This is a genomic window from Sinorhizobium sp. B11, assembly GCA_039725955.1.
Taxonomy (GTDB): Bacteria; Pseudomonadota; Alphaproteobacteria; order Rhizobiales; family Rhizobiaceae; genus Rhizobium.
This window is the reverse complement of the sequence record CP091034.1, coordinates 4039869-4064687: the sequence shown is the minus strand read 5'-3', so window position 1 is coordinate 4064687 and position 24819 is coordinate 4039869. Positions and strand designations below refer to the sequence as shown.

Below are 24819 nucleotides of genomic sequence, written 5' to 3'. Positions count from 1 at the left end.
CGACAATGTCGTTCTTGTCCGTCCGAGGAGGGCAATGTGCGGGCATGCGGAAAGTCACGATCGGCCCATCAGCCGTACGCGACAGCGCTTGCAAGGCGCTTGTCGTTTTCCGGCGGTTGGAGCAACGCGCCTGGGAACACCGCCAATGTCTCTCACGTTTATGACTCATCCGTGACGGTGGCGCGTCTTTTCGCCTGCAGCATGCAAACCATCGGTCCTCAGATCACCTCTTTGCCGGGCGGAACTCGCGCCGGTCCGCAGTCCAAGTTCAAAAAGGATTTTGACCATGACATCCAAGCTTGACCAACTCCGCGAGATCACAACCGTCGTTGCCGATACCGGTGACATTCAGGCTGTTGCTCGCCTGAAGCCGGTTGATTGCACGACCAACCCGTCCATCGTTCTCAAGGCACTCGGTACCGAGATGTTTGCCGATGACATGAAGGAAGCGATCGCCTGGGGCAAGAAGATCGGCGGTGACGCCGATGCAGCGGCCGCAGCCGTTGCTGATCGCCTCGCTATCTCCGTCGGTTCTGCCCTCGTAAAGCTCGTTCCCGGCCGCGTTTCGACTGAAGTCGATGCCGACCTCTCCTTCGATACCGAAGCTTCGCTCAAGAAGGCGCGCAGCATCATCGCCGCCTACAAGGAGCGCGGCATCGAGAAGGACCGCATCCTCATCAAGCTCGCTTCCACCTGGGAAGGCATTCGCGCCGCCGAAATCCTTCAGAAGGAAGGCATCGACTGCAATCTGACCCTGCTTTTCTCCAAGGCCCAGGCCATTGCCTGCGCTGACGCCGGCGTGTTCCTGATCTCGCCCTTCGTCGGCCGCATTCTCGACTGGTACAAGAAGTCGACCGGCAAGGATTTCACTGCCGAAGAAGATCCGGGCGTTCTGTCCGTTCGCGACATCTACAATTACTACAAGGCCAATGGCATCAAGACCGTCGTCATGGGCGCCTCCTTCCGCAACACCGGCGAAATCGAAGCGCTGGCCGGTTGCGACCGTCTGACCATCGCTCCGAACCTGCTCGATGAACTGTCCAACGACCAGGGTAAGCTCGAGCGCAAGCTATCGCCCGAAACGATCAAGCCGGCCCCGAAAGTCACGGTCGACGAAAAGACCTTCCGCTGGATGATGAACGAAGATGCGATGGCGACGGAAAAGCTCGCAGAAGGCATCCGCGCATTCGCAAAGGATCTCGGTACGCTGCGCAGCCAGGTCCGCAAGGAACTGCAGCTCGCTGCTGCATAAGGCTGCCAAGCCGCACTTTGATGAAAGGCGCGGGTGCCGATGGCATCCGCGCCTTTTTCATTTTGATATCAAGGACATAGAGGCTCGGAGGATCGAAGTGGCTGACGAGGATGACGGAAATTCGCTGGTGTCGCTCGCCTACAAGCACGCAAGCTTCATCCTTTCGGTGCTCGGTGGTCTGATCGTCTTTCTGCTGCTGACCTCGCGGGAGGTCAGCGCCAGCAATATCCTCTTTGGCTGGAATGCCTCGGCGATCATCTTCATCGGGCTGAGCTGGCGCAAGATGCTTCGGGCGACGGTTGAAAGCATCAGGAAACGGTCCGAAGATCTCGACTTTTCCGATACTTTCCTGCTTTTCCTATCGATTGCAGCGGCTCTCGCCAGCATTGCCGGGATCGGCATCGAGCTTCATTCGATCAAGGATGCACCGGCGGATGTCGCGCTGTGGCGCGCCGCTGCTGCGATCCTGACTATCCTGATCTCCTGGTTTTTCCTGCACACGCTTTTCACGATCCACTACGCCCACTATTTCTATGGCGGTTCGGAAAAATGCGAAGGGCTTAAATTCCCTGATGGAATCGAGGAGCCTGCCTATTGGGACTTCCTCTATTTCTCTTTCACGATCGGTGTCGCGGCACAGACGGCCGATGTGGCCGTAACCTCGACGACGATGCGCAAGTTCACCCTGCTGCATGCGCTGCTGTCATTCCTGTTCAACACCACCATTCTCGCACTTGCGATCAATGTCGGCGCAAGCCTGCTCTAGAGTCTCTCCGCGGATCGGAAAAATCTCTCAAATTCTGCAAGGTCAGCCGAAGCGACATCTGAAATCGCCCAGAACGTCAGCCCGCCATCCGACCATTGTACCATGTTGTAGCCGTCGCGCTCTGTCGTCGTCTGGGTGCCCGAAGCCGTGGGCCAGATGAACAGGTTGATGACGTGGCCGTGGCGCCTGTAAACAAGCGCGGCAACGGCACGGCCGCCGATATAGTCCACGCGGCCCCCGACCAACGGAAATCCATCCTTCGTGAGATCGCTGACTGGCGGCGAGAAATCGATCTTGCCATTGAACCAGGGCTTCACCGTATGCTGGTCCGAGGTCAGGACGTCGGTCAGATGGTCGGCCATCATCGACCTGACATGGCTTGCCATGATCTCATCCTGCAGGATGAGGGTCTGCGACGGAGTGTTGATGAACAGGAAACCGCTTGCCGCCAGGACCGCCAGCGAGGGAACGAAACTCCACTGCCGTACGAGGTCAAAGGCGCGGCGCCAGAAGGGCGGCCGGTATGCTTGAGGCAAGCTGGAGGCGGCCGCTGTCTGTTCGAAGGACAGCATGGACAGGACTTGTGAACGCAGGGCTTCGGGCGGCCTCCATCGGACGCCGTCCTGGTCGATGATCTTTCTCACCGCCGTAACCCTTTCCATCTCCGCCCGGCAGCTCTCGCAGGTCGCCAGATGACCCTCGAATTGCGCTGCATGGACGCCATCAAGTTCGCCGTCGACGAAGCCGTGGAGCATGATGCGCCATTCGGCGCAGGCATTTTGATGGGCTTCGCTCATCCTGCCGCCTCGCTCTTGTTGCATGCATCCCAGATGTCGGCGAACTCGCGCCGCGCCCTGGCAAGGCGCGACATGACGGTGCCGATCGGCGCATCGATGATTTCTGCGATCTGTCGGTAGGAGAGGTCTTCGAGTTCACGCAACACGATGATTTCCCGCATCGTTTCGGGAAGCTTGCTGATGACGTCGCGAACACGCTGCTGCTCCGTCTGCCGGATCATCGCTGTTTCCGGAGAATCCTCCTCCGATGCGACTTGATAGCCTTCGTCTTCATCGGGATCGGCACCGCCGGTCTCGTCCAGATGCCGTTCGAAACGGGCCTTGCGGCGATCCTGCTGGCGCCAGACGTGGCAGCAATTCCTGACGATCGCAAACAGCCAGGAGCGCGGATCGCCGCCGCGATATGTTTCGAAATTGCGGTAGGCGCGCAGAAAAGCTTCCTGGACGATATCCTGCGCGGCCTCGGCGTCGCGGCTAAGGAAGCGGGCGAAATTATAGGCCGCGTCGAGATGCGGGATAATCACGTCCTGAAAGCGATGCATGAATTCATGCTGGGTCGCCGCGTCGATCTTTGCGGCAATCCGTTCGCTGCCGGATTTCTCTGCGGCCATGAGATGGAAAAGTCGCGTCACGCCGGCGAACAGCACCTGTAACGGTGATGGTCGAACATGGGCGCGCGGCGTTTGGCCGCCGAGCAGGAAAGTCCAGTCGATCGATCCGACGGGATAGGTGATCTGAGCGTTTGTCATCATCCTCCCTGCCTCAACAGCAGCCGATTGGGACGTGAGAGCCGCAGGTATTGGATGCGGCCTCCTGCAGTCTAGACCGATCGGCGCGCAGTTTTATTCCAGAAAATCTCGATTTATTTGCGCTGGGATTGACGTCAGCTCTGGGTAGAAAAAATGGTGTCGTTTTTCCAATGGGTTGAAAGAAATTTCGGGGAAATCGGGAATAAGCATCCGGTGCCTTCGATCTAGTTCGTCAGCGGGGACGTCAGAGCATTCGCAGTCTTCGCCAGTCGAAATGCCATCAACAAGAGGAGGCATAATCATGTTGTCAATGTCACGTCGCGCCGTCCTGGGATCGGCTGCCGCTGCGGCCGCATTCGGTCTGTCTTCGAAGATCGAATTCGTCATGCCGGCATTTGCCGAGACGCCGTTGGAGCCGACAGTCGGCTACTACAAATACAAGGTCGGCGATATCGAGGTCACGGCGATCTATGACGGTATCTGGAAAAAGCCGCACGACCCAGCCTTCATCAAGAACGCCTCGATCGAAGACACCAAGGAGGCGCTTTCCAAGGCCGGTCTTACGACCGAATTCATGCCGATCCCGCTGACAGTGGTCGTGCTGAAGGTCGGTGGTCGCACGATCATGATGGATGCCGGTTCCGGCGTCGGTCAATGGCAGGAAAATGCCACGCATCTGCCGGCGAACATGGCGGCGGCCGGTATCGACTACAAGAAGATCGATACGATCATGATCTCGCATTTCCACCCCGATCATGTCTGGGGCCTGATGGAAAAGGGAACGAACAACCCGGTTTTCCCGAATGCCGAGCTCATCGTCAACGCGGTGGAATACAACTGGTGGACGGAGCCCGGTCGCGTCGAGAAGCTTGCCGAAGGCCGAAAGCCGGCCGGCAAGCGCATCGCCGCCGTCTTCCCGAAATGGAAGAACTGGAAGCTGGTGGATGACGGAGCCGAAGTCGCGCCCGGCGTCCGGCTGCTGTCGGCACCCGGCCATACGCCTGGTCATTCGACCTATCTGGTGAGCTCCGGAAACAAGCAGCTGCTCGTCTCCGCAGACATCATGTACGTGCCTGCGCTGCTCGCGCCGCATCCCGACTGGCAGGGCAGCTACGATCAGGACGGACCGACGGCGATAGCCACGCGCCGCCGTCTCATCGATCGCGTCATCGCAGACAATATCGCGATCTGCGGTTCGCACTTTCCGTTCCCCGGCTCAGGCACCTTCGTCAAGGACGGAAGCGCCTATGGCTTTACCCCGACAATCCAGGCCTGAAAGGCTCCAAGGAGACGATCATGATCAAGACCAGCAAATACGTGGTTCTAACCTTCATCGGCTTTTGCGCCGCTTCCGCCGGCTTTACGGCGATCAGTGCGCTACCGGCTTTTGCCGTCGACAACATGGAATCGACGGACGCACCGGACCTTACTTCGGTGCGTGCCAAGATCGACGCCAAGGACTATGCCGGCGCGCTCCAGGAACTCCGCGACCTCGCTGAAGATAACCAGCAGGCAGACGTGTATAATCTGATGGGCTTCACGCTGCGCAAGACCGGCGACTTCAAGACGTCGCTGACCTATTACACCAAGGCGCTGGAACTGCAGCCGGATCACAAAGCGGCACGCGAATATCTCGGCGAACTCTATATCGAGACCGGCGACATGGCGAAGGCCGAGGAGCAGGTGTCCGTGCTCAAGCAGCTCTGCCCTACGGGCTGCGAAGAGCTTGAGGACCTGCAAGATGCCATCGCAGCGAAAGGAGGCAACTAAACGGCATGTAGACTGCAAGGCAGGCGGGTCTACCGCCTGCTTTCTTCGAAGAGGAGGTTACAATGGAAAACGCTTTAGCGGAAAACGCTTCGGGCCGGGTTCGGCTGGCCGATCTCATTCTTCTACTTGGCAGGTTCCTGCTGGCCCTGATCTTCCTGCATGAAGGCGCGACGCTTGCGGCCGATATGACTGCTACGCTCGCTGCCTTTCAGAAGCTCGGATTGCCGGCGATCGTGACATTTGGTGTCGTCGCCCTGCAGCTCGGCGCCGGTCTCTCCGTTGCCGCCGGCCTGCTGAGCCGGCTCGGCTCGGCGGCGCTAGGGCTGTTCTGCCTCGCTACGGCCTTTCTGTTTCATACCAACTTTGCGAGCCAGAACGAGTTGCTGCATTTCGAGAAGGATCTTGCAATAGCAGGCGGCATGTTCGTCCTGGCGGTGAGGGGCGCTGGATCGATATCAATCGACAATCTCGTGAAGCGACAGGTGAAGGAGTTGCATCCCTGGCTCAAGGCGGTGCTCTAGCCAACGGAGGTCGCAAGCACCGCCGTCAGAAGATCGCCTGTCCTGCCATCAGGGCCAGGATAAGGAAGATCAGGAAGACAACGAGGAATATGCCGAAGAGCACGCGGGCGATCGTTGCGGTCGCCGCAGAGATGCCGGAGAAGCCGAAAAAGCCGGCGACGATCGAGATTGCCAGAAATATCAGAGCCCATTTTAACATGGATATCCTCCTTCCGTGATTGCCGGGAGAAGACGCGCCAAAGCCGATTTTGTTCCAAAATGCTAGAATGGAACGCCCTTCCCTGAAGGCGCATTACTTTGCCCCGCAAAGGCTTTTCAAAGAGGTCCCGATCTGTTTGAAGGGATCGTCATCGATTTGCCCCATCGACGAAAGCCATCGTCCATGAATGCCTTTCTGGACCCCCAGGTCATATCCGCCTATCTCGAAGTGATCATGATCAACATCATCCTGTCGGGGGATAATGTGATTGTCATCGGCATGGCCGCCGCCGGCCTCTCCGCCGATTTGCGCGGGAAAGCGATCGTCGCCGGCATTGCCGCAGCCGCCGTCGTCCGCATCGTTTTTGCCGTTATCGCCGCCCAGTTGCTCTTCATCAAGGGCATCACGCTCGTCGGCGGCCTGCTGCTTCTGTGGATCTGCTGGACGATGTTCGGCGAGTTGCGGGAGAGGGGCGAAGAGGGGGCTCAGGAGGAGGCCGGCCACCACGCTCACAGGCCGAAACTTTTCCGGAAGGCGATCGGCCAGATCATCTTTGCGGACCTTTCCATGTCGCTCGACAATGTCCTGGCCGTCGCCGGTGCCGCGAAGTCGAACATGCACGCCTTGATCTTCGGCCTTATCCTTTCCGTCATCCTGATGGGTGTCGCATCCAGCCTCGTGGCAAAACTGCTTAACCGCTTCCGTTGGATCGGCTGGATCGGCCTCGCCATCATCGTCTATGTGGCGCTCGACATGATATGGGAAGGCGGCATAGAGCTGTTCGCGCTTTATGGTCAGGCCCAATAGCCGGATCTAGATTTTCAGGCTTGAGAGCAGCGATATAAGCTGGGATTGGCGCTGTGTGCCCGTCTTGGCGAGAACCTTCTTCACATAGCCGCGAGTCGTCTCATAGGTCAGGCCGGATATTTCGGCGATCTGGCGTGGCGATGAACCATCCATCAGCAGGCGCGCTACCGTCGTTTCCTGAGGCGTGAGCGAAAAGAGCCGGCGCAGCAAGTCGCGGCTTGGGGCCACTCGCTCCGAGAGATCCGTGATGATGGCGACCGCGGCGGAATGCGAGAAGAGTTCGGCAGGTACACCGTTAAGCCGCTGGGCACGGATTATCAGCGGCGCCTTTCCGGGACGGGAAAACAGGACCGGCGTGGAAGCGGCCGGATTGGTGAGGGGCTCCTTCGAAAGCGTTGCCTGCAGGTGGCGTCGCAGGAGCCCCGTCTCTTCCTGGCGGAGAGTGACGAGTTCGCGATCGGCAATCCGGATGTTGTCGTCGAGCAGCATCTCTGCCCGCTGGTTCAGCCTGGTGATGCGCCCAAAACGGTCAAAGAAGACCACGGCGGTGCCGGCGAGCTCGAATGCCTCGCTCATGCTGTCGATCTTGGCGACATGCAGCGCGCGGATGATTTCGGCGGCGGCAGTCAGCCTCGACTGCATCTTTGCAAGCACGCGCTCATCATCGCGATCGAAGGGCTGGTCTTGAATCCGGCGCTGCAGGTTGAGGCTCAGCATCGTATCACCGGAGGTGAAGCCCACCATGGCGGAATAGCGGAAGCGGAAGCGGGCCAGGAACTCGGTGTAGAAGCTCTCGTGCTTGAATTCTTCCTCGCCGGCGATGTCGTGTTCGATGACGACGCTCTTGGCCATCGCAACCGCCAGGCCGCGTTCGCGGAAGTCACGCTGATACCATTCCTCGTCGAAATAAACCTTGAAGGCCTCCAGCAAGTTCGGGGTGGTCAGGAAGCCGGCGGGGAATTTCCCGCGCACCGGCATGATATGCGTGCCGATGGAACCGGTGGCGCGGCTGATCTGCTCCAGCGTGCGCTCCCAGCTTGCCGGCATAAGAGCGGATTCCAGCAACCCGTCTAAAGCCGTTTCAAGCTCGGAGATATCAATGCGCGTCGCCATGAGTAGGTAATGCCTGACCGATCTCTTTCATCCGACAAGGAAGCACACTTATCGCGAGCCGACAAATAGTGTGAAACGGCAATTCCACGTTTAGAAATAGTATTTGCAGTTGTATTACGACAAAGTGACAAAAGTCACTGATGGCGACAGTGACTTTTGAATCAGATCAAGATTTTGCCGTTCAACTATCCGTGATTGATCATGACGTGACGGACGGCGGTGTAGTCTTCCAGAGCGTAGACAGACATGTCCTTGCCGTAGCCTGATTGCTTGAGGCCACCGTGCGGCATCTCGTTGACCAGCATGAAATGCGTATTGATCCAGGTGCAGCCATATTGCAGGCGAGCAGCGGTCTTCATGCCGCGGCCGACATCCCTGGTCCAGACGGATGAGGCGAGGCCGTAATCGCTGTCGTTGGCCCAGTTCACCGCATCCTCTACCTCGGTGAAGCGGGTGACAGAGACGACGGGTCCGAAAACTTCACGGCGGACGATCTCGTCTTCCTGCGTTGCACCCGCGACGACCGTCGGCGCGAAGAAGAAGCCTTTGTCGCCAGAGACCCTGCCGCCGGTGGTGATTTCCATATGCCTATGTTCGGAGGCGCGGGTGACGAAGCTTTCAACACGGTCGCGCTGGCGCTTGGAAATCAACGGGCCAATTTCGTTCTCGGTGTCGTCAGCCTGGTTGAAGCGGATGCTGGAGACGGCCGATGTCAGGTCGGCGACGAAATTGTCGTAGACCTTCGCATCAGCGTAGATCCGGCAAGCGGCTGTACAGTCCTGGCCGGCATTATAGTAACCGAAGGTGCGGATGCCTGCGACGACGGCATCGATATCGGCATCGTCGAAGACGATGACCGGCGCTTTGCCGCCAAGTTCCAGATGGGTGCGCTTGACGGTCTTGGCAGCGGCCTGCAGCACTTTCTTACCGGTCGCAATGTCGCCGGTGATCGATACCATGTTGATCTTCGGATGGTTGATCAGGGCGTTGCCGACACTCTCGCCGCGGCCGAGAACGATGTTGACCACGCCTTCGGGGAGGATATCGGCAAGGAGCTTTGCCATCTTCAGCGCCGTCAGCGGCGTCTGTTCAGACGGTTTGAAGACCACGGTATTACCACCGGCGATGGCGGGTGCGAGCTTCCAGGCCATCATCATCAGCGGGTAGTTCCAGGGCGCAATCGATCCGACGATGCCGATCGGGTCACGTCGGATCATCGAAGTGTGCCCGGGAAGATATTCGCCGGAGACCGGTCCGTGCAGATTGCGCACGGCACCGGCGAAGAAGCGGTAGCAATCGACGATGGCCGGGATTTCATCATTCAGCACGGCATTGATCGGTTTGCCGCAGTTCAGCGCCTCGAGCGTGGCGAAGCCCTGCGCATCTTTTTCAATGGCGTCGGCAATTTTCAGGAGGTAGGCAGAACGTTCGGATGGTGTCGTCTGCGACCAGGCGACAAAGGCTTTCTCGGCCGCATCCACGGCGGCGTCGATCTGGCCGAGCGAGGCTTCCGCAAGGTTCAGCACCGTTTCGCCCGTCTTCGGGTTCAGAATGTGCTCTTCCGTTTCCGTGCCGCTTTCGAAGCGGGAACCGATCAGCATTTGCGTGTCCATGGGCGTTCTCCCTTGTGGTTGATCGAGTGGGGCGGAGGGGGTTCCGCATCCCGCTCCGGTTATTTGCCGGCGCCGGCGATCTGGTCGCCGTCGCGAGTGAGGTAATAGGCTGCCAGGATCGGCAGGAAGGTGACGAGCACGACGACCATGGCGACCACATTGGTGACCGGGCGCTGACGGGGGCGGATCAACTCTTCGAGCATCCAGATCGGCAGCGTGGATTGCTGGCCGCCGGTGAAGGTGGTGACGATCACCTCATCGAAGGACAGGGCGAAGGCGAGCATGCCGCCCGCGAGAAGCGCGGTGCCGATATTCGGCAGGATGACATGGCGGAAGGTCTGGAAGCCGTCGGCACCCAGATCCATCGAGGCTTCGATCAGCGAGGCCGATGTGCGGCGGAAGCGGGCAACGGCGTTGTTGTAGACGACGACGACGCAGAAGGTGGCGTGGCCGAGCACGATCGTCCAGACCGAGAAGGGGATGTCGAAGAGGCTGAAGGCGGAGCGAAGCGCAATGCCGGTGATGATGCCGGGAAGCGCGATCGGCAGAATGACGAGCAGCGAGATCGCTTCACGGCCAAAGAATTTCGTCTGGCTGACGGCGGCCGCACAGAGCGTGCCGAGGATCAGCGCAATCACGGTCGCGATGCAGGCAACCTGCAGCGAGAGGCCAAGAGCCGACCAGACATCCGGGCGATTCCAGGCGATGCCGAACCATTGCAGCGTCAGGCCTGGCGGCGGCCACTGGTAGCTCTTCTCTTCCGTCGTGAAGGCATAGACGAAGATCAGCAGGATCGGCAGATGCAGGAAGAGCAGGCCGCCGGCGGCTGCGATCTTCAGGACGAGGGGTGATTTCTGTCCGCGGTCAGAGCGCATCGAAGGCTCCCATGCGTTTGGCGAGCCACAGATAGATCGCCATGATGGCAATCGGCACGACGGAGAAGGCAGCGGCGAGCGGTACGTTGCCAGCCGTTCCCTGCTGCGTATAGACCGCCTGGCCGATGAACAGACGGGACGAGCCGATGATCTGCGGGATGATGTAATCGCCCAAAGTCAGCGAGAAGGTGAAAATCGAACCGGCGACGATGCCGGGCAGCGCCAGCGGGAAAAGCACGGTTCGGAACGTTTGGCGTGGCGTAGCGCCAAGATCGGCCGAGGCCTCGATCAGGTTGCCGGGTACGCGCTCGAGGGCTGCTTGCGTTGGCAGGATCATATAGGGCAGCCAGATGTAGACGAAGACGATGAAGGTGCCGAGATAGCTGACGGAGAGCGAATTGCCGCCTACGATGGGCAAAGCGAGTACGCCGTCGAGAAGCCAGGACAGATGGAACCTCTCGAAGAACCAGGTGAGGATACCTTCCTTCGCGAGGATCAATTTCCAGGCGTAGATCTTGACGAGATAGCTCGACCAGAGCGGCATCATGACGCCAAGATAGAAGAGGGCCTTCCATTTTCCTTGCGCATAGCGGGCCGCATAGTAGGCGATTGGAAAGGCAACGAGGGCCGAGGCGACCGTCACCAGCGCCGCCATCAGGATTGTTCTGATGATGATGTCGAAATTGCTGGGGTTTAGAAGCTGGGCATAGGTGTCGAGGGTGAACTCGTAATTCACCATCCCCGAGAAATCGTCGATCGAGAAGAAGCTCTGCAGCAGCAGCGCTATCAGCGAGCCGATATAGATGATGCCGAGCCAGAGCAGCGGTGGGGTCAGCATCAGGAAGAGCAGCAGTTTCGGGTGGCGCCACAAGCTGTCCGAAAGGCGGCCGAAGAAACCGCCACGTTGCGGCAGGATCGAAGTCTCGGGCTTGGTGATTGCCAGCGCCGTCATGCCGCATCATCCATATAGTGCACGTCGCCCTGCTGCCAGGAAAGGCGGATGGCGGTGCCGATATCGGGCACGTCGCTGCCGGCCGGCAGCATGACGTGAAGACGCGATCCCCTGGTCTCGACGGCAAGCCGGGTCGCCGCACCCAGGAAGCTGGCATTTTCGACCCTGGCTTCAATGCCGTCAGCTGCGATGTGGATTGCTTCCGGCCGCAGGCTCGCCCAGCGTTTCTCGCCGCCAAGGGCTGTCATGACATCGGGGGCGATGACATTCGACGAGCCGACGAAATCGGCAACGAAGCGTGTTTTCGGACGCCGATAAATGTCCTGGGGGGTGTCGTGCTGGACGATGCCGCCGTTGTTGAAGACCGCGACGCGGTCGGCCATGGAGAGCGCTTCGCCCTGGTCGTGGGTGACGAAGATGAAAGTGATGCCAAGCGCGCGCTGCAGGCTCTTCAACTCCTCCTGCATCTGCTCGCGCAGTTTCAGGTCCAGGGCGCCAAGCGGTTCGTCGAGCAGGAGTACCCGTGGCTTGTTGACGAGTGCACGGGCGAGCGCCACACGCTGGCGCTGGCCGCCGGAGAGTTGGCCGGGACGGCGGCTGCCATAGCCGGGCAGCTTCACCAGTTCCAGTGCCTTCTCGGCTTCCTTGATCCGCTCCGTCTTGCCGACGCCCTTGACCATCAGCCCGTAGGCGACGTTGTCGAGTATATCGAGATGCGGGAAGAGCGCGTAGTCCTGAAAGACGGTGTTGACGTTGCGGCGATAGGGCGGAACGCCTTCGGCGGTCTCGCCGAAGATTTCGATATGTCCCGATGTCGGCTGTTCGAAGCCTGCGATCAGGCGCAGGCAGGTTGTCTTGCCGGAACCGGACGGGCCGAGCATGGCGAAGAACTCGCCGGGCACGATTTCAAGTTCAACGCCATCGACGGCGCGCACCGCGCCGAAATGGCGAGACACCTTCTGGAAACGGACGGCTGACGTCATGGAAGCTCCGGACCTGTATCATTCGAGGGAGGCATTGGCCTTCGTTCTAAACGCGCTGCCCCAAACCCCTCCCCACAAGGGGGAGGGGCTTAACCTGCGGCGCCCACTCTCAAACCTTTCGGCGTTTCAGCAGGAATGCGGCGGTGCCACTCCGGCCCCTCGACTTTGCGAGGAGTTGGGAAAGGCACTTACGTTGATCGGCCTGGCGTCAACGCCCGCCGATCACGCCGATATAATCCGATACCCAGCGATGATAGGGCACGCATTCGCTCTCGGTCGTGCATTTGGCGACCGGGGTCTTCCAGAATTTGATCTTTTCGAAGTGATCGTAACCGTTGCCGTTGCAGCCGGTGTCGGTCAGCAGCTCGTTGCCCTTGCAGGCTGCCGGAACCGAGGGAACGGCGCCGAACCAGGCGGCGGCATCGCCCTGTACTTTCGCCTTCAGGGAGTGTTCCATCCACATATAGGCGCAGTTCGGATGCTCGCTGTCGGCGTGCAGCATGGTCGTGTCAGCCCAGCCAGTTACCCCTTCTTCAGGGAAGGTCGAAGCGATCTTCTGCTTGTCTGCCTGCATCAGATTGACCTGGAACGGCCAGGAGCCGGAGGCAACGACACCTTCGTTCTTGAAGTCGTCGACCTGGATCATCGCATCATGCCAGTAGCGCGAAACAAGCTTGCGCTGGCCACGCAGCAGGTCGAGGGCGGCCTTGTACTGATCCTCGTTGAGCTCGTAAGGATCCTTGATGCCGAGATCGGGCTTGTGCGCCATCAGATACATGGCCGCATCGGCGATATAGATCGGGCCGTCATAGGCCTGGACGCGGCCCTTGTTGGACTTACCATCAGGCAGGTTCTGCTCTTCGAAGACGACGTTCCAGCTCGTCGGCGCCTTATCCTTGAAAGTGTCCGTGTTGTACATCAGTACGTTCGGGCCCCAGAGATAAGGCACGCCGTAGTGGACGCCGTTCACCGTATGCCAGGGCGCATTCTGCAAGCGCTCGTCGATGGTCTTGAAGCTCGGAATCAGGTCGGTGTTGATCGGCTGGACGCGCTTGCCGGCCACAAGGCGCAGCGATGCGTCGCCCGAGGCTGTGACGAGGTCGAAGCCGCCTTCGTTCATCAGCGCCACCATTTCATCCGAGGTGGCGGCGGTCTTTACGGAAACCTTGCAGCCCGTTTCCTTCTCGAAGTCGGTGACCCAATCGTAATTCTTGTCGGTTTCACCGCGCTCGATATAGCCGGCCCAGGCGACGATGCTGACGGCGCCTTCTCCCTTGCCCAATTCCTTCAGCGGTTCGGCAGCGATAACCTGCGTCGCGAAACTCAGGCTCGCGAGGGCAGCAGTGCACGATTTCAGAAGATGCTTCATCGTCTGTCTCCCGGTTCGGTGCCGCTTTTGCGGCGTTTTGTTCCCGGAAGAAAAGGTGACGCGGAAAGGCCGGTTTCGCAAATTCATTTATCAGAAAGCCGATATCGGAAATTCCGATACCTAACGGGATCTTCCCGATCGCATGTTCTCGGCGATAGCCACAAAATCGCGCGCCGCCTGCGGCAGGCTGGAGCCCTTGCGCCAGACCATGCCGACCTGCACGACGGGCAGAGAACCGGAAACGTCGCGGCTCTCGATACGGTCGCCTTCCAGCGACCAGGGGCGATAGACAAGATCGGGCAGCAGCGCCACGCCCGCGCCCGTGGCAACCAGGCTGCGTACGGCTTCCACCGAGCGAGTGCGGAAGGCGACGTGTGGACGGGCGCCGAGTGCGGTCAATAGTTTGCCGGTATTCTCCTCGATTTCATCCACCGTCAACATGATCAGCGGTTCGCGGGCGATATCGGCAACCGAGATAATATCGGCCGAGACCAGCGGATGCCCCATTGGCAGCCAGAGGCGATAGGGGGAGGTTTCCAGAATTTCCGCTTGGAGAGCCATGCGATCACGCAGATTTGAAATCACCATGACAGCGACATCCAGCTCGCCGCCGACCAGCAGATGTTCGAGATAACTGCCATTGTCTTCGATGGCGCTGACTTCGACCCCGGGGCAGGCCCGGCGATAGCGGGCCAGCAGGTCCGAAAGTACATAGCCGGCAACGAGCGAAGTAACGCCGATATTGAGCGTGCCGGAAGGTGTGTTCTGCTGGGCGGAAAAGCTGGTGCGGGCATCGGACACCGTTGCCAGGATTTTCGTGGCGTGCCGCAGGAACTGGTGACCATTGTGGGTGATCGAGAGCCCCCGCGGGTGGCGTTCGAACAACACGACCCCGAGGTCGCTTTCGAGTTCTTTCAGCGCCTCCGTTATTGATGATTGGGAGATCGACAGGTTCTGCGCGGCGCGTGTGACCGAGCCCTGTTCTGCAACGGCGACGAAATATTGAATCTGGCGAAGCGTGAAAGCCATGGCGTTTTAGAGCATGTGCGTGAGCGCTCTGGCAAGCGCAGGAGCAGCTGGACCTTTTTTGGTATTTTGCCACTTCGAGACAAAGTCAGAAGGCCCACTTAAACATTCGGAAACGTCATTTCCCTAGCTTAACAGTCACTTGTATTGCGTTGGAGTTTTCAGATGGCGGAGCAGTTGGCGTGAAGGCCTTACTGCGCATATTCCGGCCTTCCCGGAAATTGGCTTTGATCATCGGTGGTAGCGCCCTGTTAGCGGGCGTTTCCGGCGGTGCTGCGGTCTATGTCGGCAAAGACAGGCTGCTGGGTGACGAGGAAGCCGCTGATGGCGTGGCCTGCACCGACGTTAATCTCGTGACGATCAAGAAGCAGGATCATGTCTGGGTCCGCAAATACATCAAGACCGAACCTGTCGACGGCATGACGCGCGTCAAGACGGCGTTGCGCGTCGCCCAGGCCGTCTATGAAGCGCAAAAGCCCGATCTGGTGCAGGTCGTCGTCCTCGACGAGAACGGTCCGACCCTGCGCTCGGACATTCGCGGACGGGCGATCGGCGCCGACGTGGTCTATATTGCGCATCCCGACAAGATGGTCGAAGGTCTCGACGACAAGCCCTATACGGCCCGTTATTACGACGGCAAGGCGAGTGAACAGGGCCTCTTCTACGGCGAACGCATCGAGTTGCCGGACGATCGGATCGCAACGCTGAATGCGAGCCTCAAGGACCCGGCCGATTGCATCGATCCAGTGGCCGTCGCCTCCACCAAGAAAGAGAGCAAGCCGGAAAAGGGCGCTGCGCCCAAGGAGGCTGAGGAACCGTCTGCCCAAGAGCAGGCTGCCAAGGATGCAGCCACTCCGGCGGGAGACGCTCCCGCAGAGGAGCCGCCCGTCAAGAGCGGCCACTAGTTCCGAAAACGATCAGGCAGCAGGCTTGATATTTTCCCTTATCAGTGAGGCATCGCGCGCCGGCGGCTGGCCGAAGAAGCGTGCGTATTCCCTGCTGAATTGCGAGGCGCTTTCATAGCCCACGGTGTAGGCGACCGAGGATGCATTTCCGGATTGGCCAATCAGAAGCTGGCGAGCCTGCAGCAATCGGATGCGTTTCTGGAACTGGATCGGGCTCATCGCCGTCACTGCCTTGAAATGGCGATGAAAGGCGGACACGCTCATCGAGGCGAGGCCGGCAAGCTTTTCGACCTCGACCGCCTCTGCGTAGTGATCGCGTACCCAGCGGATGGCGAGTCTTATCCGCGACAGTGCGCTGTCGGGTGCCGCAATATCACGTAATATCCAGCCTTGTGGCCCCTGCAGCACGCGATAGAGGATTTCGCGTTCATAGGCAGGCGCAAGGGCCGGGATATCCTGCGGCCGCTCCATGAGCTGCAGCATTCTCAGCCAGGCACTGAGAAGTTCCGGCGTCATGCGGCAGACGGAATAACCGCCGCCTTGCCCCTCCTGATAGGTCTGTGGCGGGAGGTCGATGAGAAGGGCGGCCACCCTTGCCGGATCAAGCGACAGACTGACACCGACATAGGGCCTGTCGAGACCGGCTTGCTGCACTTTGCCAGTTGCGGGCATATCCACCGAGATGACAAAATAGGTGGTGGGGTCGTAATAATAGTCCTGGCCGGCGATGGTGAGCGTCTTGCTGCCATCCACGATCAGGTTGACCATCGGCTCATAGATCGCCCCGAGCCTGTGCTCAGGGATCTCTCCCTTGACCATCAATATGCCAGGTATGCCGGTTTCCGTCGGGCGGTTTTCGGCGCGAGCCGTCAGGCGGCGCATCTCTTCGAGCATTGTCTGCATGGGGGAATCCTGACCTAGCTCGTCATTGCGCGCAAGACAAAAGCAGGAATAGGCAAGAACGAGGCAGTTTCCGGCGGAGTAACATCCTACTGTTTCACCTAGCTTCCGGCCATCGAAAGCAAGGAGACATAGATGAAAATCGCAATCATTACCGGTGGCAGCCGGGGCATCGGTCAATCGGCGGCTCAGGAATGCGCGCGGCGCGGCATGGGGGTCATCCTGACCTACAACAGCCACAAGCCCGGCGCCGATGAGGCTGTGGCCGAGATCAAGGCGGCGGGCGGCCAGGCAGTCGCGCTGGCTTTGGATGTCGGCGATGCCGCAAGCTTTCCGTCCTTCGTGGAGGAGGTCAAGCGACTGCTTTCCACCTATTGGGGGCGCAGTGATTTCGATTGCCTCGTCAACAATGCCGGGTTCGGCATGTTCAATCTGATAGAGACGGTGACGGCCGAGCAGTTCGACGCGCTGATGAACGTGCACCTGAAGGGCCCGTTTTTCCTGACGCAGGCGCTGTTGCCGCTGATGGTGGATGGTGGTGTGATCCTCAATGTGACGAGCGCCTCGGTGCGTGTCGCAACGGCCGGTGTGGCGCCGTATGCCGCTCTCAAATCTGGGCTTGAGACCTTGACGCGGTATCAGGCGAAGGAGTTCGGCAACCGCAGGATCCGCGCCAATGCGGTCTCGCCGGGCGCTATTCGCACCAATCTGGCTGATGCCGCGCTGGACAAAAACCCGGAATTTGCGGCGCTGCTTGCCTCGCAGACGGCACTCGGCCGTGTCGGAGAATCCGACGATGTCGGCCGGGTGATCGCCATGCTCGCATCCGAGGATGGCGCCTGGATCAATGCGCAGACGATCGAGGTCGCCGGCGGCTACATGATCTGAGGCGGAATGTTTCAGGAAAAAGCAAAACGGAGCGCCCGAAAGGACGCTCCGTTTTGACGTTCAGGCAATTCGTTTCTCAGTCAGCCTTGGCGCGGCGGGCCGGGAACAGGATGACGTCGCGGATAGACGGCGCGTTGGTGAGGAGCATGATCAGGCGATCGACGCCGATGCCGAGACCGCCGGCGGGCGGCATGCCCTGGTCAATCGCATCGAGGAATTCCTCGTCGAGCTGCTTTTCCTTCTCGCCACGGGCATGGGCCTGCTCGAGCTGTTCCACCATGCGGCGGCGCTGCTCTTCCGGATCGTTGAGCTCGGAGAAGGCGTTGCCGAGTTCCCAGGCGTTGCAATAGGTCTCGAAGCGCTCGACGAGGCGCGGCTCGCCCGGCACTTCCTTGGCGAAGGGCGAAATGTCCTTCGGGAAGTGGGTGACGTGCGAGGGCTGGATCAGCGTCTGCTCAACCTTTTCTTCGAAGATGAAGGCAAGGCATTCGCCCCAGGTCCAGTCCTTCTCGACCGCGAAGCCGGCTGCCTTGGCGGCGGCGCGGGCTTCTTCGTCGGTCTTCATCGCCAGGAAATCGATACCGGTCACTTCCTTGACGGCGTCGGGCATCGGAACGCGCTTGAACGGGCCCTTGAAGGACATGGTCTTGTCGCCGAAGGGGAATTCCGTCGTGCCGTGGATGGAGAGCGCCAGGCTCTCGAACAGCCGCTCGACGAGGTCCATGATGTCCTCGTAGTCGGCATAGGCCCAGTAGCACTCCATCATGGTGAATTCCGGATTGTGCCGGGTGGAGACGCCTTCGTTGCGGAAATTGCGGTTGATCTCGAAGACCTTGTCGGTGAGGCCGGAGACCAGCGTGCGCTTCAGGAACAGTTCCGGCGCGATGCGCAGGTACATGTCGAGCTTCAGCGTGTTGTGATGCGTCTTGAACGGCTCGGCGGTGGCGCCGCCGTAGACCGAATGCAGCATCGGCGTTTCGACTTCCATGAAACCGTCGTCTTCCATGAAACGACGAATTCCCGAAAGTATCTTCGAACGCTGCTGGAAACGCAGCTTCGATTCCTCGTTGGTCATGATGTCGAGATGGCGCTTGCGGTAGCGCAGCTCGATGTCGGAGAGGCCGTGCCACTTCTCGGGCATGGGCAGCAGCGACTTGGTGAGCATCTCGATCTTCTGCGCGTTGATCGTCAGCTCGCCGCGCTTGGTGCGACGCACGATGCCGGTGACGCCGATAATATCGCCGATGTCGATCATCGGCAGCAGCGCACGGGCTTCTTCCGGGGTCGTGTCCTTGTGACTGAAAATCTGGATCTTGCCGCCGGCATCGTGGATGTCCATGAACATGCCGGAGTTGCGCGACGAGTAGACGCGGCCGGCGACCGTCACGACATCCTGTGTCTCGACGTCGGGTTCCAGGTTCTCGTATTTCGCGGCCAGCTCGGCATTGGTCAGCGTGCGGTGGAAATGCGCCGGATAGACGTCGCCGATCTGCTCGCGCAGCAGCTTCAGCTTCTGGGCGCGCACTTCCGTTGCGTCGGAGGAAAGGGTGTTTTCGGTCTTGTTGTCAGCCATTGTCTGGATCCTCTGACTGTTCTTACTTCGAGCCGACGAGGGCGGCGACTGCCTGCGAGGCAAGCTTCAGGCGCTGACGCACGACGGAGCGACCGAGGATCGCCATGGAATCGAAAAGCGGCAGCGAGCGCGACGAGCCGGAAACGGCAACGAAGAGCGGAGCGACGACGACTTTCAGCTTCTTGCCCATGCGGTCGGCGATGGCGCGCAGTTCAGCTTCGATCGTCTCGACGTTCCATTCCAGGATCTTTTCGAGATCCGGCTGAACGGTGTTGAGGATTTCCAGGATCTCTTCCGGCGGCGACTTGATCCTGGCGAAATCCGACGGCTGCAGGCCGAGGTCGGACTTCAGCAGGAAGCCTGCGAGATCGGGCAGTTCGCCGAGCTTGGAAATGCGCGTCTGCGACAGGCGCAGGCCAGCCATCAGACGATCGTTTTCCATCGCCCAGGTGAGGACACGGGCGCGGAAGTCCTCTTCCGAGAGCTTTTCGCGGATCCAGCGGCCATTCAGCCAGTCGAGCTTCTGGATGTCGAAGATCGCGCCGGCCTTGGACAGGTTCTCCGGGTCGAACTTTTCGGAGAGCTCGTCCATGGTCAGCAATTCTTCGCCTTCGGAGATCTGGATGAAGAACAGGCCGAGGAAGTTCATCAGCGCTTCGGGGATATAGCCGAGCGCGGAATAATAGGAGATCGAGGTCGGGTTCTTGCGCTTGGATAGCTTCGACTTGTCGGCGTTGCGCATCAACGACAGATGCATGAACACCGGCTGGTCCCAGCCGAAGTAGCGATAGAGCAGGATGTGCTTCGGCACGGAGGCCAGCCACTCTTCGCCGCGCGCGACATGGGTGATCTTCATCAGATGATCGTCGATGACGTTTGCCATATGATAGGTCGGCATGCCGTCGGCCTTGATGAGGACCTGCATGTCGACGGAATCCCATGGGATCGACACGTCGCCATAGACGCCGTCGGTGAAGTCGCATGAGCCTTCGGTCGGGATCTTCATGCGGATGACGGTGGTTTCGCCGGCGGCCATGCGCGAAGTGACTTCCTCGGCCTTCAGCGTCAGGCAAAGACCATCATACTTTGGCGGCTTGCCGGCGGCACGCTGGCCTTCGCGCATCTGCTCCAGCCGCTCGGGCGTGCAGAAACAGCGGAAGGCATGGCCCTTGTCCAGCAGTTCCTGGGCGTAGGGCTGATACATGTCCTTGCGGTCGGACTGGCGATAAGGGCCGTATGGGCCGCCGATATCGGGACCTTCCTTCCATTCCAGCCCGCACCACTTCAGCGCATCCAGCACTTTCGTCTCGAATTCAGGTGTCGAGCGCGTCGCATCTGTATCCTCGATGCGCAGGATGAACTCGCCGCCATGCTTCTTGGCAAAGAGGTAGTTGAAGAGAGCGATGTAAGCGGTGCCGACATGCGGCTCGCCGGTCGGCGAGGGAGCGATGCGGACGCGGACGCCGGAAGCTGTCATTTTTTATGTGCCCGTCAATGAATGCCGAGCGGCTTTTCAAGGAAAGCGACGTCGGCCTGGAGAACGCAGATATCTTTCGGAAGCCGGCTGGAGAAGGGCATCTGCCCGCATATTCCGCCGATTATCCGTATGGCTGCGCTTAGGCCATATTCAAAGGGGAACGTCAAGAAAAACCGCTTTTGGCGGGCTTCTGCCGACCCGCCCGCGCGAGGCCGTTGGGCAATATATTAAGCTCTCCCGTGCATTACTTCAGGCATTGAACAATCCATTGTTTTTATGAGTCATATTATGCGTGTTTCCTTGATGCGTCTCCTCGCGGATCGCTATGGTAATTTCGGTGTCCTGACGGCCCTGGCGATCGTCCCGCTGCTTGGTGCTGCCGGCATTGCAGTCGATTATGGCAGTGCTCTCGAAATTCACTCGGATCTGATGGGTGCTGCGGATGCGGCAGCGCTCGGCGCGATAGCGGCAAAATCGCCGGCCCTGCTTGCGGCCCAGCAGATGAAGCAGGACGGCGAAGTCACTGTCGGCGATGCTGACGGCAAGACGCTCTTCCTATCGCAGCGCGACGTGCATCTCGGCGCGGCTTCGCTCGACGTTGACGTCAAGGTTATCAAGTCGGGTGGCGATATTAGCTCCAAGGTAACCTTCACGGCACAGGTTCCGACGACCTTCATGCGGGTTCTCGGTCAGGACACGATGACGGTTACCGGTGTGGCAACAGCGATCTATGGCACAGAGAGCCGCGTTTATACCGACTTCTACATGCTGCTCGACAATACGCCGTCGATGGGCATTGGTGCCACGCAAGGGGATATCGACAAGCTTGTCGCCGTCTCGGCCAATGCTCAGGATGCGGCCGGCCGCAATTGCGCTTTTGCCTGTCACATGTCCTGGACTGGCAGCGATGGTGTCGTGCATGATGACAAGGGAAGCAATTTCTATATTGCCCGCCAGAATGACGTGACACTGCGCATCGACGTCGTGGCGCAGGCTGCCAAGGCGCTCATGGATGACGTCACCAGTCTGCGCACCTCACCGGACCAGTTTCGCGTTGCCGCCTACAGCTTCGGCAAGGCGGCAAAGGAACCGGGATATGGCATCATGAAGGTTTCGGCACCGACCATCGACATGGCAAGTATCGCCAATGCGGTTGGGCAGGTGACGCTGATGACGACCGACCATCATGGTTATAACGAGGATGCGCTGACGAGCTTCGATACGGCGCTGACCAATATGGGCAACGAGATCAAGGGAAATGGCGGCACCGGCACCAGTACCAGCGATCGTCAGACTGTCATTTTCTTCGTGACCGACGGCCTGGGCGACAGCCGCAAACCATCAGGCTGCACTGGTTACCTCGGATGGGCCGATGCCGACCGCTGTCTCGAACCGATCGACCTGAAGTATTGTTCGCAGCTGAAAAGCCGGAACATCAAGCTCGCGATCCTCTACACAACCTATCTTCCGATCCCGACGGATCCGATCTGGAACCGGGCGATTAATCCGACTTTCGGCACGCAGATCGGCCCGAAGCTCAAGCAATGTGCTTCCGACGATCTGTTCTTCGAAGTGAAGCCCGGCGACGACATGAAGCAGGCGATGTCGGTCCTGTTCAGCAAAGCCGCCGGTGCTGAGAAAAATCTCCGCCTCACTCAGTGAGGCGGAGCCGCTCAGCGAAGATTGAACCGAGGGGCGACCTTAGTGGCCGCCTTCGCGCTTTCGTTTGCGGGCGTTTCTCGCGAACATGTTCAGCACCTCGACGAGGGCCGAGAAGGCCATGGCGGCGTAGACGTAGCCCTTCGGCACGTGGAAACCCATACCGTCTGCAATCAAGGTCGTACCGATCATCAAGAGGAATGCGAGCGCCAGCATGACGATCGTTGGGTTGCGCTCTATGAAATTGGCGAGTGGCGTTGCGGCGACGAGCATGACCGTGACGGCGGCGATGACAGCGACGATCATGATCGGCAGGTGCGGGGTCATGCCGACGGCCGTGATGATGCTGTCCACCGAGAAGACGAGGTCGAGCAGCAGGATCTGGCCGATCGCCGAAGCGAAGCTTGTGCCTGTCGCGCCTGCGATGAAATTCTCCTGTTGATCCTCAGGATCGACATTGTGGTGGATTTCCTTGGTGGCCTTCCAGACGAGGAAAAGACCGCCGGCGATCAGGATGAGATCCTTCCAGGAGAAACCATGGCCGAAGAGCTCGAAGAGCGGTTCGGTGAGCTGGACGATCCAGGCGACGGTGCCAAGCAGGGCAAGACGCATGATGAGGGCTAGGGCGATACCGGTCTTGCGAGCCCTTTCCCGATGCTCAGGCGGTAGCTTGTTGGTGAGGATGGAGATGAAGATCAGGTTGTCGATCCCGAGAACAACTTCCATCACAACCAGCGTGACGAGCGCCACCCAGGCAGCCGGGTCCTGAATGAGCGTCATGATATCCTGCATCGGCATATTTCCCCTTGCGTCGCATATGGACGCGGACAATGTATCGTTGCGGACCTGTCGCGCAAGCACCGCAAGGGGATATACGAAAACGGTCGGGCTTTTATTCCTTGATCGGCAACCAGATTTCCGTCAGCCCCATTCCCGTATAGGGATCGAAACGCTCATCGTAGCGTTCGAACATGTCGGGCATGCTGCCATGTTCGAGGCCTGACGTCGGCCACCAGTTACCGAAGATCAGGTCCATCGTGGCCGGTATGCCGGAAACATGACCGCGGTGGGAGAAGACAGCGTAGCGCTGGGCCGGCAGCTTCAGTGTTGCAAAGCCTTCAGGCAGATCGTCGGCATCGGAGACCTCGATCGCCGCCATATAGCGGAATTTCTCGGCCTCGCCGTCGATATGGATACAGATCCCGTAGGCGACATTGCCCTTCTGGTTGGGGATATGGCCGAAATGCTGGTTGAATTTCTGCCAGAGCGAGGGGATCGCGGCATTGCCGCCATAGGCATAGGTTTCCTGGAGGCCGGCGAAAAGCATCGGCTGAAGGGTTTCGAAACGCGGCGGTTCAAGATCGTTGAGAGTTGCGGTTTTCATCCTGATGGGCTCCATCAATGCGAGATTGCGAATGTGCCCCTGTCGGCGCACCGCCTCGGGCGTCATGCCGAACTGGTCGCGGAAGGCACGGGTGAAAGCCTCGTGCGAGCCGTAGCCCGCGCCGAGGGCAACCTCGAGAATGCTCGATGAGCCCGAGATGAGCGATAGCGCGGCAACGCTGAGACGCCGTGCGCGGATATAGGTGCTGATCGAATGGCCCGTCACCAATCCGAAGACGCGCGACAGATGGTAGCGCGATAATCCGGCTGCCTCTGCGATCTCGTCGAGGTTTATTTCGGTTTCGAAATGGCTCTCGATGAACCATATCGCTCGTCCGATAGCGGTCATCTCTTCTCCCCTGGTTGCCGCTTCATTCCTAAAGGAAATGGTGCGGCCGGATTTGATCGCTATTGCGCAAATCCGGCAGAAAACCAATCAGGGTCAGGATGGGATCAGATGTTCTCGTGCTTGCGAACGCCGTATGCGGCCATGAAGACATTGATTGCGCCGCGAATGACGCGTTCGATCTCGTTGCGCGGCGGCGGGCCTTCCATGTTGCCGAAGAGGCGCAACTTGAAGAAACTGCCGCTTGCGAGGTCGAGGAACTGACCGGCGGCGAGATCGATATCGTCGATCTTCAGGGTGCCGGCTTGCACATGCCGCTCCAGGAAGTCGTGCATGATGGTGCGCAGGTTCTGCGGCCCCTTGAAGAAACGCTGACAGAGAAGGGGCATACGCTCACGCACACCGAGCACGGTACGCATGGCGTCGATGACCTTGTCTTCGGTCATGTGGGTAACGAAAGTTATCCCGAATTCGTACAGTCCTGCCTCGACGTTGTCGTGCTCAGCAAGGACCGTGCGCACGGCCGCGACGAAGGCGGCTCGCTCGGTCTCGACCATGGCATGGAAGAGCTCTTCCTTGTTGGCAAAGTAGACATAGAGCGTTCCCTTGGAAACACCGGCCTCGCGGGTCACATCATTCATGCTGGCCGCATCGAAGCCCATTTTCAGGAACACGCGCCTTGCACCATCGAGGATCTGCTGGCGCTTGGCCGGATCCTCACCCGCAGCAAAGCGGCCTCCCTGATTGGGTGGGCTCAATACGGCGGTATCCTCGGGCTTCAGTGTCATGTCTCCTTAACCGTCTTCGCGAATTCGTGTTTTCTTTTAAAGAAATCGAACCGATTGGTTCTATGCATCTTGATATGAAGTCAAAAACCCTTTATGTCAACTGAACCG

The 24819-nt window shown here is 59.4% G+C and carries 25 protein-coding genes; 9 read left to right on the top strand and 16 right to left on the bottom strand.

The window, feature by feature from the left end; all coding sequences use genetic code 11:
• Window positions 1-286 precede the first annotated feature (286 nt).
• Together tal and LVY75_30115 are read left to right on the top strand one after the other, a co-directional pair.
• Window positions 287-1252: a transaldolase gene (gene tal, locus LVY75_30120; GenBank protein XAZ23019.1), complete on the top strand. Its 966-nt coding sequence runs from the start codon at window positions 287-289 to the stop codon at window positions 1250-1252.
• Between the two features lie 97 nt (window positions 1253-1349).
• A complete protein-coding gene (locus tag LVY75_30115; GenBank protein XAZ23018.1) occupies window positions 1350-2018 on the top strand; it encodes a DUF1345 domain-containing protein in 669 nt (222 codons plus the stop codon).
• Here the strand turns inward: LVY75_30115 and LVY75_30110 are convergent.
• Both LVY75_30110 and LVY75_30105 read right to left on the bottom strand, forming a co-directional pair.
• Entirely contained in the window at window positions 2015-2815 is an 801-nt protein-coding gene (locus tag LVY75_30110; GenBank protein XAZ23017.1) for an anti-sigma factor, read from the bottom strand. The genes LVY75_30115 and LVY75_30110 overlap by 4 nt on opposite strands.
• The gene (locus LVY75_30105) at window positions 2812-3567 is read right to left on the bottom strand and encodes a sigma-70 family RNA polymerase sigma factor (protein XAZ23016.1); all 756 of its coding nucleotides are present in this window, start codon (window positions 3565-3567) and stop codon (window positions 2812-2814) included. The genes LVY75_30110 and LVY75_30105 overlap by 4 nt, the downstream gene beginning before the upstream one ends.
• A gap of 298 nt (window positions 3568-3865) precedes the next feature.
• Here LVY75_30105 and LVY75_30100 point away from each other — a divergent pair, with 298 nt between their 5' ends.
• From LVY75_30100 to LVY75_30090, 3 genes are all read left to right on the top strand, one after another.
• Window positions 3866-4840: an MBL fold metallo-hydrolase gene (locus tag LVY75_30100; GenBank protein ID XAZ23015.1), complete on the top strand. Its 975-nt coding sequence runs from the start codon at window positions 3866-3868 to the stop codon at window positions 4838-4840.
• 20 nt (window positions 4841-4860) lie between these two features.
• Window positions 4861-5334 carry a tetratricopeptide repeat protein gene (locus LVY75_30095; protein ID XAZ23014.1) on the top strand — a complete coding sequence of 158 codons (474 nt, stop codon included), beginning with the start codon at window positions 4861-4863 and terminating at the stop codon, window positions 5332-5334.
• Window positions 5335-5396: 62 nt separating this feature from the next.
• Window positions 5397-5855 carry a DoxX family protein gene (locus LVY75_30090; protein XAZ23013.1) on the top strand — a complete coding sequence of 153 codons (459 nt, stop codon included), beginning with the start codon at window positions 5397-5399 and terminating at the stop codon, window positions 5853-5855.
• Between the two features lie 25 nt (window positions 5856-5880).
• Here the strand turns inward: LVY75_30090 and LVY75_30085 are convergent, their stop codons facing one another.
• Window positions 5881-6054 (bottom strand): DUF1328 domain-containing protein, encoded by a 174-nt coding sequence (locus tag LVY75_30085; protein ID XAZ23012.1) that lies wholly within the window; start codon window positions 6052-6054, stop codon window positions 5881-5883.
• A 183-nt stretch (window positions 6055-6237) separates the two neighbouring features.
• Here LVY75_30085 and LVY75_30080 point away from each other — a divergent pair, with 183 nt between their 5' ends.
• Window positions 6238-6861, top strand: a complete 624-nt coding sequence (locus LVY75_30080) for a YjbE family putative metal transport protein (GenBank protein ID XAZ23011.1) — start codon at window positions 6238-6240, stop codon at window positions 6859-6861.
• Window positions 6862-6867: 6 nt separating this feature from the next.
• Here LVY75_30080 and LVY75_30075 read toward each other — a convergent pair whose 3' ends face one another.
• From LVY75_30075 to LVY75_30045, 7 genes are all read right to left on the bottom strand, one after another.
• Entirely contained in the window at window positions 6868-7974 is a 1107-nt protein-coding gene (locus tag LVY75_30075) for a LuxR C-terminal-related transcriptional regulator (GenBank protein XAZ23010.1), read from the bottom strand.
• Between the two features lie 185 nt (window positions 7975-8159).
• A complete protein-coding gene (locus tag LVY75_30070; GenBank protein ID XAZ23009.1) occupies window positions 8160-9587 on the bottom strand; it encodes a gamma-aminobutyraldehyde dehydrogenase in 1428 nt (475 codons plus the stop codon).
• 59 nt (window positions 9588-9646) lie between these two features.
• Window positions 9647-10462: an ABC transporter permease gene (locus LVY75_30065; GenBank protein ID XAZ23008.1), complete on the bottom strand. Its 816-nt coding sequence runs from the start codon at window positions 10460-10462 to the stop codon at window positions 9647-9649.
• On the bottom strand, window positions 10452-11414 hold the full coding sequence (locus LVY75_30060; protein ID XAZ23007.1) for an ABC transporter permease: 963 nt from the start codon (window positions 11412-11414) through the stop codon (window positions 10452-10454). The genes LVY75_30065 and LVY75_30060 overlap by 11 nt, the downstream gene beginning before the upstream one ends.
• Window positions 11411-12397 (bottom strand): ABC transporter ATP-binding protein, encoded by a 987-nt coding sequence (locus LVY75_30055; GenBank protein ID XAZ23006.1) that lies wholly within the window; start codon window positions 12395-12397, stop codon window positions 11411-11413. Before LVY75_30055 ends, LVY75_30060 begins: the two co-directional genes overlap by 4 nt.
• A 208-nt stretch (window positions 12398-12605) precedes the next feature.
• A complete protein-coding gene (locus LVY75_30050) occupies window positions 12606-13766 on the bottom strand; it encodes an ABC transporter substrate-binding protein (GenBank protein XAZ23005.1) in 1161 nt (386 codons plus the stop codon).
• A gap of 120 nt (window positions 13767-13886) precedes the next feature.
• A complete protein-coding gene (locus tag LVY75_30045; GenBank protein ID XAZ23004.1) occupies window positions 13887-14795 on the bottom strand; it encodes a LysR family transcriptional regulator in 909 nt (302 codons plus the stop codon).
• Window positions 14796-14974: 179 nt separating this feature from the next.
• On the opposite strand from LVY75_30045, the gene LVY75_30040 reads away from it, so the two are divergent.
• Window positions 14975-15697: a hypothetical protein gene (locus LVY75_30040; GenBank protein ID XAZ23003.1), complete on the top strand. Its 723-nt coding sequence runs from the start codon at window positions 14975-14977 to the stop codon at window positions 15695-15697.
• Between the two features lie 12 nt (window positions 15698-15709).
• On the opposite strand, the gene LVY75_30035 is transcribed toward LVY75_30040, so the two are convergent.
• Complete coding sequence (locus LVY75_30035) at window positions 15710-16600, bottom strand: AraC family transcriptional regulator (GenBank protein ID XAZ23002.1); 891 nt, start codon at window positions 16598-16600, stop codon at window positions 15710-15712.
• Window positions 16601-16732: 132 nt separating this feature from the next.
• Between LVY75_30035 and LVY75_30030 the strand changes: the two genes are divergently transcribed.
• Entirely contained in the window at window positions 16733-17485 is a 753-nt protein-coding gene (locus tag LVY75_30030) for an SDR family oxidoreductase (protein ID XAZ23001.1), read from the top strand.
• 76 nt (window positions 17486-17561) lie between these two features.
• Here LVY75_30030 and lysS read toward each other — a convergent pair whose 3' ends face one another.
• A complete protein-coding gene (lysS, locus tag LVY75_30025; GenBank protein XAZ23000.1) occupies window positions 17562-19058 on the bottom strand; it encodes a lysine--tRNA ligase in 1497 nt (498 codons plus the stop codon).
• 22 nt (window positions 19059-19080) lie between these two features.
• Window positions 19081-20535 carry a glutamate--tRNA ligase gene (gene gltX, locus LVY75_30020; protein XAZ22999.1) on the bottom strand — a complete coding sequence of 485 codons (1455 nt, stop codon included), beginning with the start codon at window positions 20533-20535 and terminating at the stop codon, window positions 19081-19083.
• Between the two features lie 288 nt (window positions 20536-20823).
• Between gltX and LVY75_30015 the strand changes: the two genes are divergently transcribed.
• Window positions 20824-22197 (top strand): pilus assembly protein TadG-related protein, encoded by a 1374-nt coding sequence (locus LVY75_30015; GenBank protein XAZ22998.1) that lies wholly within the window; start codon window positions 20824-20826, stop codon window positions 22195-22197.
• Window positions 22198-22236: 39 nt separating this feature from the next.
• Here LVY75_30015 and LVY75_30010 read toward each other — a convergent pair whose 3' ends face one another.
• The 3 genes from LVY75_30010 to LVY75_30000 all read right to left on the bottom strand — a co-directional run bounded on the left by LVY75_30010 (window position 22237) and on the right by LVY75_30000 (window position 24711).
• A complete protein-coding gene (locus tag LVY75_30010) occupies window positions 22237-22986 on the bottom strand; it encodes a TerC family protein (GenBank protein ID XAZ22997.1) in 750 nt (249 codons plus the stop codon).
• Between the two features lie 100 nt (window positions 22987-23086).
• A complete protein-coding gene (locus LVY75_30005; GenBank protein ID XAZ22996.1) occupies window positions 23087-23926 on the bottom strand; it encodes an AraC family transcriptional regulator in 840 nt (279 codons plus the stop codon).
• Window positions 23927-24030: 104 nt separating this feature from the next.
• Window positions 24031-24711, bottom strand: coding sequence for a TetR/AcrR family transcriptional regulator (locus LVY75_30000; GenBank protein ID XAZ22995.1), 681 nt, complete (start codon window positions 24709-24711; stop codon window positions 24031-24033).
• Window positions 24712-24819: the final 108 nt, after the last annotated feature.